The sequence below is a fragment of the Streptomyces sp. NPDC091371 genome (assembly GCF_040684275.1).
Lineage (GTDB): Bacteria > Actinomycetota > Actinomycetes > Streptomycetales > Streptomycetaceae > Streptomyces.
In genome coordinates, this window is record NZ_JBFBFP010000045.1 from 18347 (window position 1) to 33055 (window position 14709).

Annotated in this window: 14 protein-coding genes and 1 pseudogene; 7 read left to right on the forward strand and 8 right to left on the reverse strand. The window is 69.2% G+C overall.

Annotation, left to right across the window (positions count from 1 at the left end; all coding sequences use genetic code 11):
- Window positions 1-67: 67 nt before the first annotated feature.
- The 3 genes from AB0O21_RS32875 to AB0O21_RS32885 all read right to left on the reverse strand — a co-directional run bounded on the left by AB0O21_RS32875 (window position 68) and on the right by AB0O21_RS32885 (window position 1760).
- The gene (locus AB0O21_RS32875) at window positions 68-694 is read right to left on the reverse strand and encodes a hypothetical protein (RefSeq protein ID WP_365177074.1); all 627 of its coding nucleotides are present in this window, start codon (window positions 692-694) and stop codon (window positions 68-70) included.
- A gap of 93 nt (window positions 695-787) precedes the next feature.
- Window positions 788-1123 carry an AzlD domain-containing protein gene (locus AB0O21_RS32880; protein ID WP_365177076.1) on the reverse strand — a complete coding sequence of 112 codons (336 nt, stop codon included), beginning with the start codon at window positions 1121-1123 and terminating at the stop codon, window positions 788-790.
- Window positions 1116-1760 (reverse strand): AzlC family ABC transporter permease, encoded by a 645-nt coding sequence (locus AB0O21_RS32885; protein ID WP_365177079.1) that lies wholly within the window; start codon window positions 1758-1760, stop codon window positions 1116-1118. Before AB0O21_RS32885 ends, AB0O21_RS32880 begins: the two co-directional genes overlap by 8 nt.
- A 119-nt stretch (window positions 1761-1879) precedes the next feature.
- Here AB0O21_RS32885 and AB0O21_RS32890 point away from each other — a divergent pair, with 119 nt between their 5' ends.
- On the forward strand, window positions 1880-2305 hold the full coding sequence (locus tag AB0O21_RS32890) for an Lrp/AsnC family transcriptional regulator (RefSeq protein WP_365177082.1): 426 nt from the start codon (window positions 1880-1882) through the stop codon (window positions 2303-2305).
- 30 nt (window positions 2306-2335) lie between these two features.
- Here AB0O21_RS32890 and AB0O21_RS32895 read toward each other — a convergent pair.
- Together AB0O21_RS32895 and AB0O21_RS32900 are read right to left on the reverse strand one after the other, a co-directional pair.
- Window positions 2336-2539: pseudogene (locus AB0O21_RS32895) on the reverse strand (IS5/IS1182 family transposase); the annotation flags it as partial.
- Window positions 2540-2646: 107 nt separating this feature from the next.
- Entirely contained in the window at window positions 2647-3282 is a 636-nt protein-coding gene (locus tag AB0O21_RS32900; RefSeq protein WP_365177085.1) for a VOC family protein, read from the reverse strand.
- 146 nt (window positions 3283-3428) lie between these two features.
- Between AB0O21_RS32900 and AB0O21_RS32905 the strand changes: the two genes are divergently transcribed.
- Window positions 3429-3773 carry a hypothetical protein gene (locus AB0O21_RS32905; protein WP_365177088.1) on the forward strand — a complete coding sequence of 115 codons (345 nt, stop codon included), beginning with the start codon at window positions 3429-3431 and terminating at the stop codon, window positions 3771-3773.
- Window positions 3774-3894: 121 nt separating this feature from the next.
- On the opposite strand, the gene AB0O21_RS32910 is transcribed toward AB0O21_RS32905, so the two are convergent.
- Together AB0O21_RS32910 and AB0O21_RS32915 are read right to left on the reverse strand one after the other, a co-directional pair.
- Complete coding sequence (locus AB0O21_RS32910) at window positions 3895-4422, reverse strand: hypothetical protein (RefSeq protein WP_365177091.1); 528 nt, start codon at window positions 4420-4422, stop codon at window positions 3895-3897.
- A gap of 74 nt (window positions 4423-4496) precedes the next feature.
- Window positions 4497-4640 (reverse strand): hypothetical protein, encoded by a 144-nt coding sequence (locus AB0O21_RS32915; protein WP_365177094.1) that lies wholly within the window; start codon window positions 4638-4640, stop codon window positions 4497-4499.
- A gap of 344 nt (window positions 4641-4984) precedes the next feature.
- Here AB0O21_RS32915 and AB0O21_RS32920 point away from each other — a divergent pair, with 344 nt between their 5' ends.
- Window positions 4985-5719, forward strand: a complete 735-nt coding sequence (locus tag AB0O21_RS32920) for a 4'-phosphopantetheinyl transferase superfamily protein (protein WP_365177096.1) — start codon at window positions 4985-4987, stop codon at window positions 5717-5719.
- A 94-nt stretch (window positions 5720-5813) separates the two neighbouring features.
- On the opposite strand, the gene sbnA is transcribed toward AB0O21_RS32920, so the two are convergent.
- On the reverse strand, window positions 5814-6794 hold the full coding sequence (gene sbnA, locus AB0O21_RS32925) for a 2,3-diaminopropionate biosynthesis protein SbnA (RefSeq protein WP_365177195.1): 981 nt from the start codon (window positions 6792-6794) through the stop codon (window positions 5814-5816).
- A 420-nt stretch (window positions 6795-7214) separates the two neighbouring features.
- Here sbnA and AB0O21_RS32930 point away from each other — a divergent pair, with 420 nt between their 5' ends.
- Genes AB0O21_RS32930 through sbnB form a run of 4 tightly spaced genes read left to right on the forward strand, consistent with a single transcriptional unit; the run spans window position 7215 to window position 14697 of the window.
- Complete coding sequence (locus tag AB0O21_RS32930) at window positions 7215-9902, forward strand: Pls/PosA family non-ribosomal peptide synthetase (protein ID WP_365177099.1); 2688 nt, start codon at window positions 7215-7217, stop codon at window positions 9900-9902.
- A gap of 33 nt (window positions 9903-9935) precedes the next feature.
- Window positions 9936-12509, forward strand: a complete 2574-nt coding sequence (locus AB0O21_RS32935; RefSeq protein WP_365177102.1) for an amino acid adenylation domain-containing protein — start codon at window positions 9936-9938, stop codon at window positions 12507-12509.
- A 41-nt stretch (window positions 12510-12550) separates the two neighbouring features.
- Entirely contained in the window at window positions 12551-13609 is a 1059-nt protein-coding gene (locus AB0O21_RS32940) for a TauD/TfdA family dioxygenase (RefSeq protein WP_365177105.1), read from the forward strand.
- Window positions 13606-14697 (forward strand): 2,3-diaminopropionate biosynthesis protein SbnB, encoded by a 1092-nt coding sequence (gene sbnB, locus AB0O21_RS32945; RefSeq protein ID WP_365177108.1) that lies wholly within the window; start codon window positions 13606-13608, stop codon window positions 14695-14697. Before AB0O21_RS32940 ends, sbnB begins: the two co-directional genes overlap by 4 nt.
- Window positions 14698-14709: the final 12 nt, after the last annotated feature.

Below are 14709 nucleotides of genomic sequence, written 5' to 3' on the forward strand. Positions count from 1 at the left end.
CGGTCTCGGGGCGGCGCTGAGCGGGCGTGTGCGTCCGCGTTGGGCGCGGCCCGCTGTTGAGCACCCGTCATTCGGATGCTTGCGGGGTGGGCTGGGGATGCGCCAGGAGGAACTCGGTCGCCCCCGCGATGGCCTCGGCGTAGGAGTTGTACACGGCCTCGGACTCCTCCTCCTGCTGGTCCACGGCAGTGGCGGTGTACCACCAGGCGTCGGCATCCGGATCGTGGTGAATCACGGCGACTCCGCCCGCGTAGCGAAGGGGGATGGACTCGCTGGCGGACTTCTTGGCTACCGCGTGGGGCCACTTGAGGCGGGCGGACTGGCGTTTGATGCCACCCCAGGCAGCGCCCAGTTGCGTGTAGCTGGCTCCGCTACGGCCGGCAACAGTGGCAGCGCTCTCCGCAAGCCGGTCTACGGAACGCTTGGCTTCGTACAGCGAACGCAGCAGCGCCAGTTGCACATCGGGCGCGGCCATGAGCGCGGTATCGAACGGCTTATCGGCGGCGCGGTATGCCAGCGCGCGTGTCGAGATCCGTTCGGCCAGTGCGCGGACCGCATCGAGGACCTTGTCGTCCATGGTGAACGCATCGTCCTGGGTGGGCTCGCTCCAAGGAGGCTCCACCAGGGTCATGACGGCGGCCCAGAAGGTCTCATCGCCTTTGTCCGGGGTCGGGATCGTTACCGAATCATTCATACGACAAGATTACCTGTCGATGGACGTTAATGACAAGAAAAACTGTCACCACGCCAGTCTCTTGGTCTCGGCGCCGGGGCCTGGCGAGCCGGTTCAGTGGGCGAACACCGTGCTGGCCAGGGCGACGTGGACGGCCGCGCCTCCAAGGATGCTGAGCAAGGCGTTGCGGCGCCACAGGTGCAGGGCGACCGTGACGGCCAGGGCCACGAGCGGGGCGACGGCGCGCGACTCGGTCAGGGGGAGGTCGCGCAGGCAATAGGCGACCAGGATCACCATGACGCCGGCAGGCATGCGCGTGCTGAGGAACTGGACGGTCGCGCTCGCACGCAGCGGGGCGAGGGCGGCGAAGGGCAGGGCACGCAGGGCCCAGGTGACCGCGGCGGCGACGAGGACGGCGGCGACGGAGTAGAGAGTGCCGGAGTCAGGCATGGCTCGGCCTCCTGCGGGTCGTGAAGTGACGGGCCAGGAGCCCGGCGGTGAACAGGGCGAAGGCGGCCAGGAGCATTTGGCCCGGGAGGAGGAGCCGGGCTGCCACGGCGCTGAGCAGGGCGAGTGCGGGAGTGGGCAGATCGCCTCGCAGGTCCCTGAGGGCGTCGAGGGCGAGGACGGCGAACAGGGCGGTCAGGGCGAAGTCCAGGCCGGTGACGCTGTCCGGGATGAGGGAGCCGAGCAGAGCACCGGCGGTCGCACTGCCGGCCCAGTACAGGTGCATGAGGAGCTGCAGCCGCAGGATGCGCCGACTGGACCAGGATTGGGCGTTGCCTCCGGCGGTCAGGGCGTACGCCTCGTCGCTGAGCGCGAAGGTGCCGTACGCCTTGCCGAGACCGCCCTTGACCCGGTGCAAGGGGAAGGACAACGCGTAGAAGACGTGCCGGACGTTCACCATGAACGCGGTTCCCGCGATCGCGGCCAGCGGCGCGGCGGCAGTGACCATGCCGATCGGCAGGAACTCGAACGATCCGCCGTAGATGAGCGCGGCAGACAGGCCCGCCCACCACCAGTCGAGGCCCGACTGGACGACCAGCGCCCCGAAGGCGAGACCGAGTGGGACGAACGCCAGTCCCACCGATGTCGAGTCGCGGAAGGCGGAACGCGCCTCGGACGGTGTCCGCGGAGAGGGGGCGGCGGCAGGGGTAGGGGCAGGGGCAGGGACGGGCCGAGAAGGGTCACCGGCAACGGGTGGACTTGTGGGCATGCAGATACCTGAGCCAGGACGGACGGCTGACCAACGTCGAGCTGGCCAAGCGAGTCGGCCTGACCCCGCCGCCCTGCCTACGCCGCGTCAAGCGCCTGGAGGAGGCCGGCATCATCACCGGCTACCGGGCCGTCATCGACCCAGAAGCCCTCGGGCGAGGACTGGAAGTCCTCGTCGACGTCGAAGTCATCGCCACCGACCGCAAGACCTTCGAGGATTTCGAGAACACCGTGGCCTCCTACGAAGAGGTCATCGAGTGCCGCCGCATGTACGGCCGCCCCGACTACTTCCTCCGCGTCGCCGTAGCCGACCACGCCGCCTACGAGGCCTTCCTCACCGGCAAACTCAGCGGCCTGCCGGCCGTCCTGCGCCTGGAGTCCCACCTCACCATGAAGAAGATCAAGGCGAATGACTGAACGTCACGGCTTGGGTTCCGTCTCTCGTGGTCAGCGTCGTACCCGGATGAGGATGGCGGCGAGGTGGAGTGCTGCCTGGTAGGCGATGCCGAGTTTGCCGCATCGTGTGGCCAGGCCGCGCCACTGCTTGAGGCGGTTGGTGCGGCGTTCGACGCTGTTCCGCTGCTTGTAGATCTCGGCGTCGAAGCCGGGCGGGCGGCCGCCTCGGCGTCCTCGAAGGCAGGTGCGTCGCCGGCCTGGCCCGCGGTGACGGTCAAGGCCAGGGGCCGTGCACGGTCGTCGGCGGGCTCGCTGCGGCCCCACATCGCATCAGTGATCACTCATCGGCAGTCGGGCCCTGCTCAGATCGTGACCGGGCCGCGGGCGGTGGCGAACTCGACCGAGACCAGGCCCGGTTCCTCATCCTTGACCCAGGTGACGTCGATCTGGTCGAGGGGGTGGTCGGCCGGTTCGCCGAGGAATTCGGCGATGGAGGCGGCGTCGCCGGCGATGGAGACCCCGTGGATGGTGGTGGGTGTGCGCGGGTCGGCGCTCGGGCGCTCCTCCATGGGGACCAACCACTGAAGGAAGTAGGGCAGTTGCGGGTCCTCCAGCAGTTCCAGCAGGCCGATCTGCTTCCACCTCAGGTCGAACCCGTCGGGGCGGACACGGTGGCCCTCGGCCGAGGTGCGGCCGAGGCGGGCCTCGACCGGGGCGATGTCGTCGACGGAGACCACCCAACCGAGCCAGCCGCCGCCCTCGGCGGCGCGGCGCGCGACGGCCTGGCCGAAGGGTGCGCGGTCGGCGGCGGGGTGGTCGAGTGTGGTGACGACCTCGACGTAGGTGCCGCCGCTCAGCGGGAGAATGAAATTGCGGGTGCCGAATCGCGGGTGAACACCCCCGTCGACGAACCCGGCGCCGAGCGCCGATCCGATCCACTGGACGGTCGACACGAAGCTGTCGCGGGCCACCGCATAGGACACGTGATCAAGTCGCACGGCGCCATCATCACCCGACAACCCGTACACATCCCGACGCCACGCCCACCGCCCCGGCCGCGTCCGCCGTGGATTCAGCCGTGGAGCGGATCGATCACCGTCATCCCGGCGGGGGACTTGGGAACGGTCCTGGCATCGTAGGAGGCATGGGAACAGCAGGAGCAGCACCGGGATCGCCGACGCATGGCGGCCTCGCGTCGCTGTATGAGGCAGCATTGCGTTATCAGGCGAACGACATCTGCCTGGAGGACCTGCCCATGATGGCCGCCGAGGCACTGGCAGCCGGGCTGGACACCCCGACGCTGTGCGAGCTCGCCGGTTTGCCTCGCAACGCGGATGTCCGCGATATCCGCGACGCCTTCGAACAGGCACTCTCCGAGTCCGGAATCGAGTTGCCCGATCCGGCCCTGGCCCGGCGCCACGCCCTGCGGCGGCTGGCGGCGAAGCTCGTCCGGGAGGAAATCGCTCCCGCCGTGCGTGTGCTGCATTGAGTACACCTTGGGGCTTGACCAGCGGACCTGGGCGGACGAGTTGCGGAAGACCGCGCTCGCCCTGACGTCATCCCCGCCGATCGACCACGCCTACTGACTCGCCCTTGGCACCCTCGCCCCCCTACAGGTCGTGCACGGCTGTGCGGGCGCTGGAGACGAAGGTCAGGACGGCCTGCCAGAACGGGTCGTAGCACTCATCGAAGCGGGTCAGCGCATCCGGATCACCCATGATCGACGCCTCGAGCGCCTGATACGCGGGACGGGTCGAGAGCCGGAGCGTCTCTGCCGCCTCGGCCACGTTGTCGGGCCCCTCCAGACTGATGACCCATATGACGTGGCGGAGCTTCGCGTACTCCTCACGGAGCCCGGAGCGGACCTCCTTCAGCGCGGGGAGCTGCTCGGTGCGCGTGGCCGCCGACTCTCGCACGTCGGAAACCCGCCAGTACAGCTCGGCCATCTTGTGCGCTTGCTCAATCAGGCTCACGTACGCAGCGCGTCGAGCTTCGCTCACCCGGACGGTGCGCTGGGTCCGCTCGGCCGCAGCGGACTGGATCTGCGCGGCGCGAGCGGTCCCGCGACTGGTCACCCAGCTCGCGAGCACGGCCGTACCGGCGGTCAATGCCGAGATCCATAGCGTGGCGTCGCTCATGCGGATCAGCTTTCCCTGGCATGCCCGCGCCAGCCGTCCCGCCCCCAGATTGACCGGAAATCGCGGGGGCGCGGCTACCCAGCAGCCACCACCCGGCCGGCCGTGATCTGAGGGCGGTTGGGCAGCAGCGACGCGAGGTTTTCCCGTACGAAGTCCGCCGCACGCTTGACCGACTCTTCGGCCCCGGCCTGGTCTTCGAAGACACTGGTAGAGACCATCACTCCATCCCCGGCGTCCACCCAGTAGTAGGCCACGAAACCAGGGACTCGGCGGAGGAGGGGCACGAATCCCTCGTCCACTCGGCGTCCCGCCTCGGAAGGGTCAGTCACCCCTTCGTAACGCCGAATTACTGCGTACATAGCGATCTCCTCATGGATCCCAAGGTCACCTTGCGCGAAATGACCTACCCCCACGGCACGTCTCTCGCTCGGGGGACGTCCGTAAGTGACCCGGATAGGCGATCTGGAGCTCCGCCCCGGCCACCTTCTCCTTCTACGAACGCCGCCCATCTGGGAAGCGGCTGCGCGAAGCCCGTTTGAGTGGGATTTCGTATGCTTCGTGGATGACGGAGGGTTCGGTTCGGTGGCCGGTTGAGTTGAGGGACGGGGGGTGGGAGCAGCCGCTGGCGGCGGGCGCACCAGGTCTGTGGCTGGTGCGGACTCAGGCGTTCAAGGCGGTCGTGGCCCGGCTGGCCGATTCGGTGCTGGACGGGTTCGAGAAGGAGCGCGCGGCGGCCTTCCGTTCGGGTGCGGACAGGGAGACGTATCTGGCGGGGCACGTGGGGCTGCGTCTGCTGCTGGGCGCGTACCTGGGGATCCCGGCCGTCGATGTCGTGTTTCAGCGGCTGCCGTGTCCGTCGTGCGGGCAGCCGCATGGGCGCCCTGTGGTGCGCGGCAACCCGGTGCACTTCTCGCTGTCTCACAGCGGTGAGCTGTGCCTGCTCGCGTTCGCGCGCACAGCGGTGGGCGTGGACATCGAGGCGGTGCCGGCCCCTGAGGTGGCGCAGGAGGTCGGGGAGTCTCTTCATCCGCGGGAGGCGGCGGAGTTGAGGGGGCTGCGCGAGGCGGACAAGCCTGCGGCTTTCGCGCGGGTCTGGGCGCGCAAGGAGGCCTATCTCAAAGGGCTGGGGGTGGGACTGGGGCGCTCCATGTCGCTGGACTACCTGGGTACGGAACCTGGGGCGGTGGCGACAGTGCCGGGCTGGACGATCGGGGATGTGGCTGCGGATGACGGCTATGCCGCCGCGGTCGCCGTCCAGGCCGAGGTGGTCGTTTCAGGGCCGAAGGACCGTTTGTAGCGGGGATGGGCTCTGGGCTGGACACCAGGGCGCCCATGTCCCTGGCGCGGTGTGAAGGTGCCTGCGGCCGGGTCGTGCTCGGCGGGGGAAGCCGTTAGGCGGCGGCGGTGGCGGTGGCGGTCCTGGGATGGAGCACGTCCTCGCCGTAGAGGTCTTGTACCCAGTCGGTCTGGTAGACGGTTTCGAGGTAGCGCTCCCCGAGGTCGGGAGAGATGGCGACCGCGGTCACCGGCTGTTCCCGCTGGGCCAGCCATTGGGTGGCGCCGTTGACGACGGTGCCGGTGGAGCCGCCGAAGACGAAGCCGTGGCGGGCCAGTTGGTGACACATACGGATCGTCTCGGCTTCGCTGACGTGGATCACCTCGTCGACGTAGGAGGTGTCGAGGAGCGGGGGGCGCATGCTGGTGCCGAGGCCGGGGATCATGCGGCGACTGGGCGTGTGCCCGAAGGTGGCGGATCCTTCGGCGTCGATCGCGACGATGCGTACCGGGCGGTGCCAGGTGCGGAAGTAGCGCGCACAGCCCATGAGGGTCCCGGTGGTGCCGGCTCCGACGAAAAGGACATCGAGGTCGGGGAAGGCTCGGGCGATGGCCGGTGCGGTGGTGCGGTAGTGCGCAATGTGATTGTTGGGGTTGGTGTACTGGTTGAGCCATACGTAGCGGTCGTCGGAGGCGCACAGGGCACGGACGTGGTCGATGCGGGCGCCGAGCAAGCCGCCGGTCGGGGAGGGCTCGGTGATGACGTGAACCTGGCCGCCGAGGGCTTCGAGGAGCAGCCGGGTCGCCAGGTTGCAGCGAGAGTCGGTCACGCACACGAACTGGTAGCCCTTGCTGGCTGCGATCATGCCCAGCGCCACGCCGAGGTTGCCGGATGAGGATTCGACCAGAACGGAGCCTGGGGTGAGCAGGCCGTCGCGTTCGGCGGCCTCGACCATTGCGGTCGCGGCTTTGAGTTTGATCGACCCGGCGAAATTGAATCCTTCACATTTGAGGAACAGCCGGTACCCGATGATCGCCTCAAGGTCGACGTAGAGGTCGTCTTGGTTGAATGCCTGGGGGGTGGATATGACCGGCATGGTCGCCTCCTTGTATGCGCTCACGGCGGCATCCGGTGCCGCTGGCCTGTGGGGGCGGTTCGGGGGATGCGTCGCCTGTTGCCACGCTTTCGGGACTCGTCCAGTACGCGGGGCCGACCGCCGCTCTGTCATGTCACCTGATCTCGGGACTTGACACCGGCCGCGATCACGGATACACGCCGGGGCGCCGACGGTCACCTACCGCCGCGGGCCCGCGGTGTCAAGTCACGACATTCAGCGGCATGACGCATATCCGCCGGCCGGGCCTACTGGAGGTGCGGCATCGCGTGTCCGCCGTTGAAGGCTTGAAGCCCTTCACGGACGGAAGGCGACGTCATCCGTCGCGGCACGCCACAGGTCCAGTGCGTGGCCGGCGGGTGCCGACCGCCGCGGCGCATGTCACGTTCGCGAGGAGCAGCCATGGCAGAGAAATCCAGCGAAGCCTCGACGGTCGGCCCGCCCGGCACCTCAACGCTCCCCGGCAGCAGGCCGGATGCCGCATTGGGCGGCCCGGCGGCCGAGGCCGCGCGGCTCCTTGCGAAGGTGCTGGCCGATGTCGTGGGTGTGGAGCACGTGCCGGGTGACAGCAACTTCTTCGATGATCTGGGCGCCGATTCGATGGTGATGGCGCGGTTCTGCGCCCGTGTCCGGAAGCGGGCGGACCTGCTGCCCGTATCGATGAAGGACGTCTACCGGCATCCCACCGTCAACAGCCTGGCCTCCGCGCTCGCCCTCACCGCGCCCACGGCCCCGGCGCCGGAATCCGCCGATCCCGTGGCCCCGGGACAGCCGGCGGCTGCGCCCGTTTCCGTCCAGCCTCCGGTCCGTCCGGCCGTGGCGGCGCCGACGCCGGCGCCTGTTCCGGCGCGCCGGAGGGCGGCGCGGGCGGGCACAGGGCAGTACCTGCTGTGCGGAATGCTGCAGTTCCTGTTGTTCCTCGGCTACGCCTACCTCGCCGCCGTGGCCACGATCCGGGGCTTCGAGTGGGTCGGCGCCGGCACCGGTGTGCTCGATGTCTACCTGCGGTCCGTACTCGTGGGCAGCGCGGGCTTCGCCGGCCTGTGCCTGGTGCCGATCGTGGCGAAGTGGACCCTCATCGGTCGTTTCACGTCCCGCGAGTTCCCCGTCTGGAGCCTCACCTACGTACGGTGGTGGCTGGTCAAGACCTTGATCCGCACAAGTCCTGCCCGCCTGTTCACCGGCTCGCCGTTGTACGCGGCCTATCTCAGGGCGCTGGGCGCGAAGATCGGGCGCAACGTTGCGATCTTCTCCACACACATACCTGTCTGCACCGACCTGCTCACGGTCGGTGACGCAACGGTGATCCGCAAGGATGCGCTTTTCGCCTGCTACCGGGCACACGCCGGTCTCATACAAACCGGCCCCGTAATCCTCGGCAGCAACGTCCTTGTCAGCGAACACACCGTCCTCGACATCAACACCTCCATGGGCAGCCACGCCCAGCTCGGGCACGCCTCCAGCCTGCACGCCGGTCAGAGGGTCCCCGCCCGCCAGAGCTGGCACGGGTCACCGGCCGAGCCCACCAGCACGGACTTCCGTACGGTCGGTGCCGTCGACGCCTCCACCGCCAGGAAGGTCCGCTACACCGCCGGGCAGCTGCTCGCCCTCCTGCTGGTGTACATGCCGCTGGCCACGGGCGGCGGCACCGTGCTGCTGGCCCCGCTCTCGCCGCTGACCCCACCGTCCCAGAGCGCAGCGTCGCCGTTCACCACTGGGGCGTTCTATCTCAGTGCCCTGGCCTCGTCCTTCGTGCTGTTCTTCGGCGCGGCTTTCGTCGGGCTGGTCATCCAGGGCGTGGTCCCGCGCCTGCTCAATCTGGCGGTCAAGCCCGACACGGTCTATCCGCTCTACGGCCTCCACTACGGCCTGCAGCGCGCCATCGCCCTTCTGACCAACAGGAAGTTCTTCAAGACACTGTTCGGGGACAGCTCGGCGATCGTCCACTACCTGCGCTATCTCGGCTACGACATGCCCCGTGTCACACAGACCGGTTCGAACTTCGGTGTCGAAGTGAAGCACGACAACCCGTTGTTGACCTCGGTGGGCAGCAAGACGATGGCCGCCGACGGCCTGTCGGTCATCAACACCGAGTTCTCCAGTACGTCGTTCAGACTCTCCCGGGTCTCGATCGGAGCCCACAGTTTCCTCGGCAACCGCATCGCCTATCCCGCACGGGCCAGGACCGGTGACAACTGTCTGCTGGCGACCAAGGTGATGGTCCCGGTCGACGGCGAGGTACGGGAAAACGTGGGCCTGCTGGGCTCGCCTGCCTTCGCCATTCCGCGCACGGTGATGCGGGACACCCGGTTCCAGGACCTGGAGAGCGGCAGCGAGCTGCGCCGCCGGCTGGCCGCCAAGAACCGGCACAATGCCGTCACGGCGGGGCTGTACCTGATGGCGCGGTGGATCCACCTCTTCGTCGTGCTCCTCCTCGCCCTGGGCGCCAAGAGCGTCTACTCCTCGCTGGGCGCGTCGGCGTACGCGCTGGCCGGTGTGCTCGTACTGCCGTTCACCGTCGTCTACTTCGCGCTGATCGAACGGGCAGCCACCGGATTCAAGGCCCAGGAGCCGCTGTACTGCTCGATCTACCAGCCGTCGTTCTGGCGGCACGAACGCTTCTGGAAGATGGCGGCGGTCAACTACACCCCGGTCTTTGACGGGACTCCGTTCAAGAACGTCATGTGGCGGATGCTGGGCGCCCGGATCGGCAAGCGGGTCTTCGACGACGGCTGCTCCTTCCCGGAGCGGACCCTCGTGACCATCGGGGACGACTGCACGCTGAACGCCGGCACGGTGATCCAGTGCCACTCGCAGGAAGACGGTGCGTTCAAGTCCGACCGCACCACGATCGGTGACGACTGCACCCTCGGCGTCGGCGCGTTCGTCCACTACGGCGTGACGCTGGCGGACCGCGCCCAGCTCGCCTGCGACTCCTTCCTCATGAAGGGCGAGCAGGTCCCGCAACGGGCCCGCTGGGCCGGGAACCCGGCCCGGCAGCTGCCCGACGACACCCCGCCACCCGCGCCGCCGCCGGCACACGAGTCCGGCGCCGCACGCCAACACCCCGACCAGATGGGCAGCGTCTGATGCCCAACCGGTACCAGCACAGGAGAGACCGTCATGGCACCCAACGCATCGACCAGTAGAGAGTTCTGGCACCGCATCCTGACCGCCGGCAGCGGCTCCGTGCCCCTCCCGCGCTGGACCCGGGTGCCGGTCGCGGGCGTGGCCGAGTACGAGGCTCCGCTCCCCATCGCGCAAGCGACGGCACTGCGCCGGCTGGCAGACGAGCTCGCGGCGCCGCTGGACTGCGTACTGCTGGCCGCCCACGCGAAAGTGCTGGCCGCACTGAGCGGCGAACACGAGGTCACCACCGGCTACGTCGTCGCTGTCGGCGGCCCGCCGCTGCCCTGCAGGCTGACGACCGGCCACGGGTCATGGCGGACCCTGCTGCAGCACACCCGCCACGCCATCGCGGACCTGCTGGCCAACCAGGACTTCCCCGTCGATGACCTCAGGCGCGAACTCGGGCTGACCGAACCGCCCTTCGAGACCGTGCTCGATCCCGCCGGCATCAACGGCGACCCGGCCGACGCCGACGACGGCCGACAAGCCCGGGACGGCCACGCCCCGGCCGCACACACGGCGCTGTGGGTGGGCGCAGCCCACCACGCCGACGGAAGCCTCACTCTGCGGCTGCGCTACCGCACCGACGTCCTCGACGCGGACTGCGCTGCCCGGATCGCCGGATACCACCTCACCGCGCTCGCCCTGATCGCCGCCGACCCGGATGCCGATCACACGGGTCAGAGCCTGGTGTCGGCCGAGGAGCTCCGCTTCCAGCTCCACGGCCTCGCCGGACCGCGCCGTGACCTGCCCGAGCACAGAGCGCACGAGGTGTTCGAGCAGCGCGTACGGCAGCATCCGGACGCCGTCGCCGCCCAGCACGGCAACCGCGAGTGGACCTACCAGGAGCTCAACACCCGCGCCAACCGGCTGGCGCGAGCCCTGCGGGCCCAAGGGCTGCACCGTGAAGGGGTGGTTGCGGTGGCCATGGAGAGGGACCTGGACTGGCTGGCTGCCGTCCTGGCGGTGTTCAAAGCCGGTGGCGCGTACCTGCCCGTCGAGCCGCACCTGCCGGCCGAACGGGTCAAGGCCATGCTGGCCCGTGCCGGATGCGGGCTCGTGATGACCCAACCGGCCGCCACCAGCACCCTCCGGCAAGCCCTCACCGCCCTGCCCGCCGTCCGGACGCTGTTCGTCGACACCGCCTGCGGCCAGGAGCACTCCGGGACCGACCTCGGTGTGGACGTCGAGCCCGACCAGTTGGCGTACGTCTACTTCACCTCCGGCTCGACGGGCGAGCCCAAGGGCGCGATGTGCGAACACCAGGGCATGCTCAACCACCTCTACGCCAAGATCGACGACCTCGAGATCGGCGAAGGCCAGGTGGTCGCCCAGACCGCCCCCCAGTGTTTCGACATCTCGCTGTGGCAACTGCTCGCCCCCCTGCTGGTCGGCGGGCGGACCATGCTGATCGAGCAGGAAGCGATCCTCGACGCCGCACGCTTCGTCGACACCGTTGCCCGCGGCCGGGTCAACGTGCTGCAGGTCGTCCCCTCCTACCTCGACGTCGTCGTAGCCCATCTCGAGCAGCACCCCCGGACACTGCCGGACCTGCGGTACGTGTCGGTCACGGGTGAGGCGCTGAAGAAGGAGCTCGCCCAGCGCTGGTTCACCGCCCAGCCCCGCATCAAGCTCGTCAACGCCTACGGGCTGACCGAGACCAGCGACGACACCAACCACGAGGTCATGGACCGCACGCCGGACGCCGACCGCGTCCCGCTGGGCCGGCCGGTCAACAACGTGCGCCTCTACGTCGTCGACGAGCACCTCGACCCGGTGCCGCTCGGCGCGCCCGGCGTGATCGCCTTCTCCGGGGTCTGCGTCGGCCGCGGTTACGTCAACGACCCCGAGCGTACCCGGCCGACCTACCTCGCAGATCCACACAGCGAGGGCAGGCGCCTGTACCTCAGCGGCGACATCGGCCGCTGGCGCGTCGACGGCAAGCTGGAATTCCTCGGCCGCCGAGACAACCAGGTCAAGATCCGCGGCTTCCGTATCGAGACCGGCGAGATCGAAAGCACCCTGCTACGAGCCCCCGGGGTTCGCGACAGCGCCGTGGTGGTCACCGAGCGCCCTGATCACAGCACCCACCTGGTGGCGTTCTACACGGCCCCGCACCCGCTCGACACCAGCATCCTGCTGGACCGGCTGGCCACGTCACTGCCCGCATACACGGTCCCCTCGGCCATCCACTGGCAGGAGACCCTCCCGCTGACCGCCAATAGCAAGATCGACCGGAAGGCCTTGACGGCCCTGGCCTCGCGACTCCACGCCGCCGAGGACGACGTACAGGCGCCGGACGGCGTCGACGCGCCGAGCACACCCGCCGAACAGCGGCTGGCGGCCGCGTGGGCGAGCGTGCTCGGCATTCCGGCAGACCGGATCGACCGGCGCGACAGGTTCTTCGACCTGGGCGGGACCTCCCTGTCGGCCGTGAAGCTGGCCATCACCCTCGACCGCGCCGTGTCCCCGGCAGAGGTCGCGCGCCACCCCGTCCTCTCCGATCTGGCCCGGTTCCTGGACGCGCCGTCCCGCCCGCGCCCCACCGCACAGCCGACCTCCCCCTGATCGCCCCGTTCCCCCGCAACACCACCCGAAAGGCAAAGACCATGTCATTCACCAGCGCCGACCCGATCAGCCCCACCAGCCCGGCGCCCGCTTCAGCGTCCCTGCCTCCGGTCGACCTGCACCCCGGCAGACCACCGGTACTCCGCGTCCCCTCCCCCGCCACCCCCGACCGGTCGGCCTGGGCAGCCGAACACCGCCACTCCCTGCGCGACATCGTCACCGAACACGGCGCCGTACTCGTCCGCGGGCTCGGCCTCGTCGACGCCGGGCAGGTGGGCGCCGTCTTCAGCCGTTTGGCCCCCGCCCTGATGACCGACACCGAATCCTTCGCCCCCCGTCAGGCCCGTACCCCCGGCGTGTACTCCTCTACGGTGTGGCCGGCCAACCAGCCCATGTGCATGCACCACGAGCTCAGTTACACCCACAGCCCGCCCGGTCTGCTGCTGCTGGCGTGCCTGACGGCACCCGCCACGGGTGGAGCCACCACCCTCGCTGATGCCGCCGCCGTCCTGGACGCCCTGCCGCCGGACCTCGTGCAGCGCTTCGAACAGGACGGCTGGCTGCTCACCCGCAGCTACAACGACGACATCGGTGCCTCCTGGACCGAGGCGTTCGGGACCGACGACCGGGCGGCCGTCGAGAACTACTGCCGGGCCAACGCCATCGAGTTCGCCTGGCAAGGCGACGGCGGCTTGCGCACCCGCCAACACCGCCGCGCCGTGGTGCGCCATCCGGCCACCGGTCGGCGCTGCTGGTTCAACCAGATCGCGTTCCTGAACGAGTGGACGCTGGAGCCGGACGTGCGGGAGTACCTCGTCGACGTCTACGGCCCCGAAGCGCTGCCGTTCAACACCCGCTTCGGAGGCGGCGACCCGATCGGCGAGGACATCGTCCAGCTGATCAACGCCGTCTACGACGAACACACCGTCCGTGAGCCGTGGCAGTCCGGCGACCTGATGCTCATCGACAACATCCGCACGGCCCACGCCAGGGAGCCGTTCCAGCCGCCGCGCGAGGTCCTCGTCGCCATGGCCGCACCACAGCCCCCGCTCCCCTTCCCGCCCGCGCCGACCGCGGCCCCCGAGGGGAGAGCCCGATGACCGCGTCCCGTCCCAGTGCTGCGCTGTCCCCGATTCCCGACCCGAAAGCGGGGCCACCGCCGACCGCCGTACCTCCGTTCGCCGTGATCTCCGGAGCCCAGGTACAGCACATCCTCCAGGGGCGGGAACGCCAGATCATGGAGCTGATCGAGGCCACCTACCATCTGCACTCCGTGGGCGAGTCGGTGAACCCGCCGTCGTACTTCCTGCGCTTCCCCGACCGCCCGACCGCCCGCATCATCGCGTTGCCCGCATCGATCGGCGGACAGGCGCGGGTGGACGGCCTCAAGTGGATCTCCAGCTTCCCCGACAACGTGCAGGCCGGCATCCCCAGGGCCTCAGCGGTGCTGATCCTCAACGACCACGACACCGGCTACCCGTTCGCCTGCATGGAAAGCTCGATCATCAGCGCCACCCGAACGGCCGCGATGGCCGCGTCAGCAGCCGAGAGACTCAGCACGGGCCACCGGATACGCCCGTCCCGCGTCGGATTCTTCGGAACAGGCCTCATCGCCCGCTATATCCATACCTTCCTGACCGCAGCCGGCTGGTCCTTCGACGAAATCGGCGTGCATGACATCTGTGCCGACAGCGCAGCCGGCTTCCACGGCTACCTGCAGGCCGCCGACGAGACCACCAAGATCACCGTGCACGGCAGTCCGGAACAGCTGATCCGCTCCAGCGACCTGCTCGTCTTCGCCACCGTCGCCAGCCGGCCGCACATCACCGACCCCGCATGGTTCGACCACAACCCGCTGGTCCTGCACGTATCGCTGCGCGACCTCGCCCCCGAAATCCTGCTCGCCTCCACCAACGTCGTCGACGACGTCGAGCACTGCCTCAAAGCCGACACCTCACCCCACCTGGCCGAACAGCTCACCGGGAACCGCGACTTCCTCACCGGCACACTGCACGACGTCACGACCGGCCGCACGGCACTGCCCCACGACCGGCCCGTGGTGTTCTCACCCTTCGGCCTGGGCGTCCTCGACCTCGCCCTGGGCAAACACGTCTACGACGAGGCCGCCCGCACCGGGCAACTGCACGTCATCGACGACTTCTTCCACGAAACGCGACGGTACGGATGAGCGCCCGCCGGA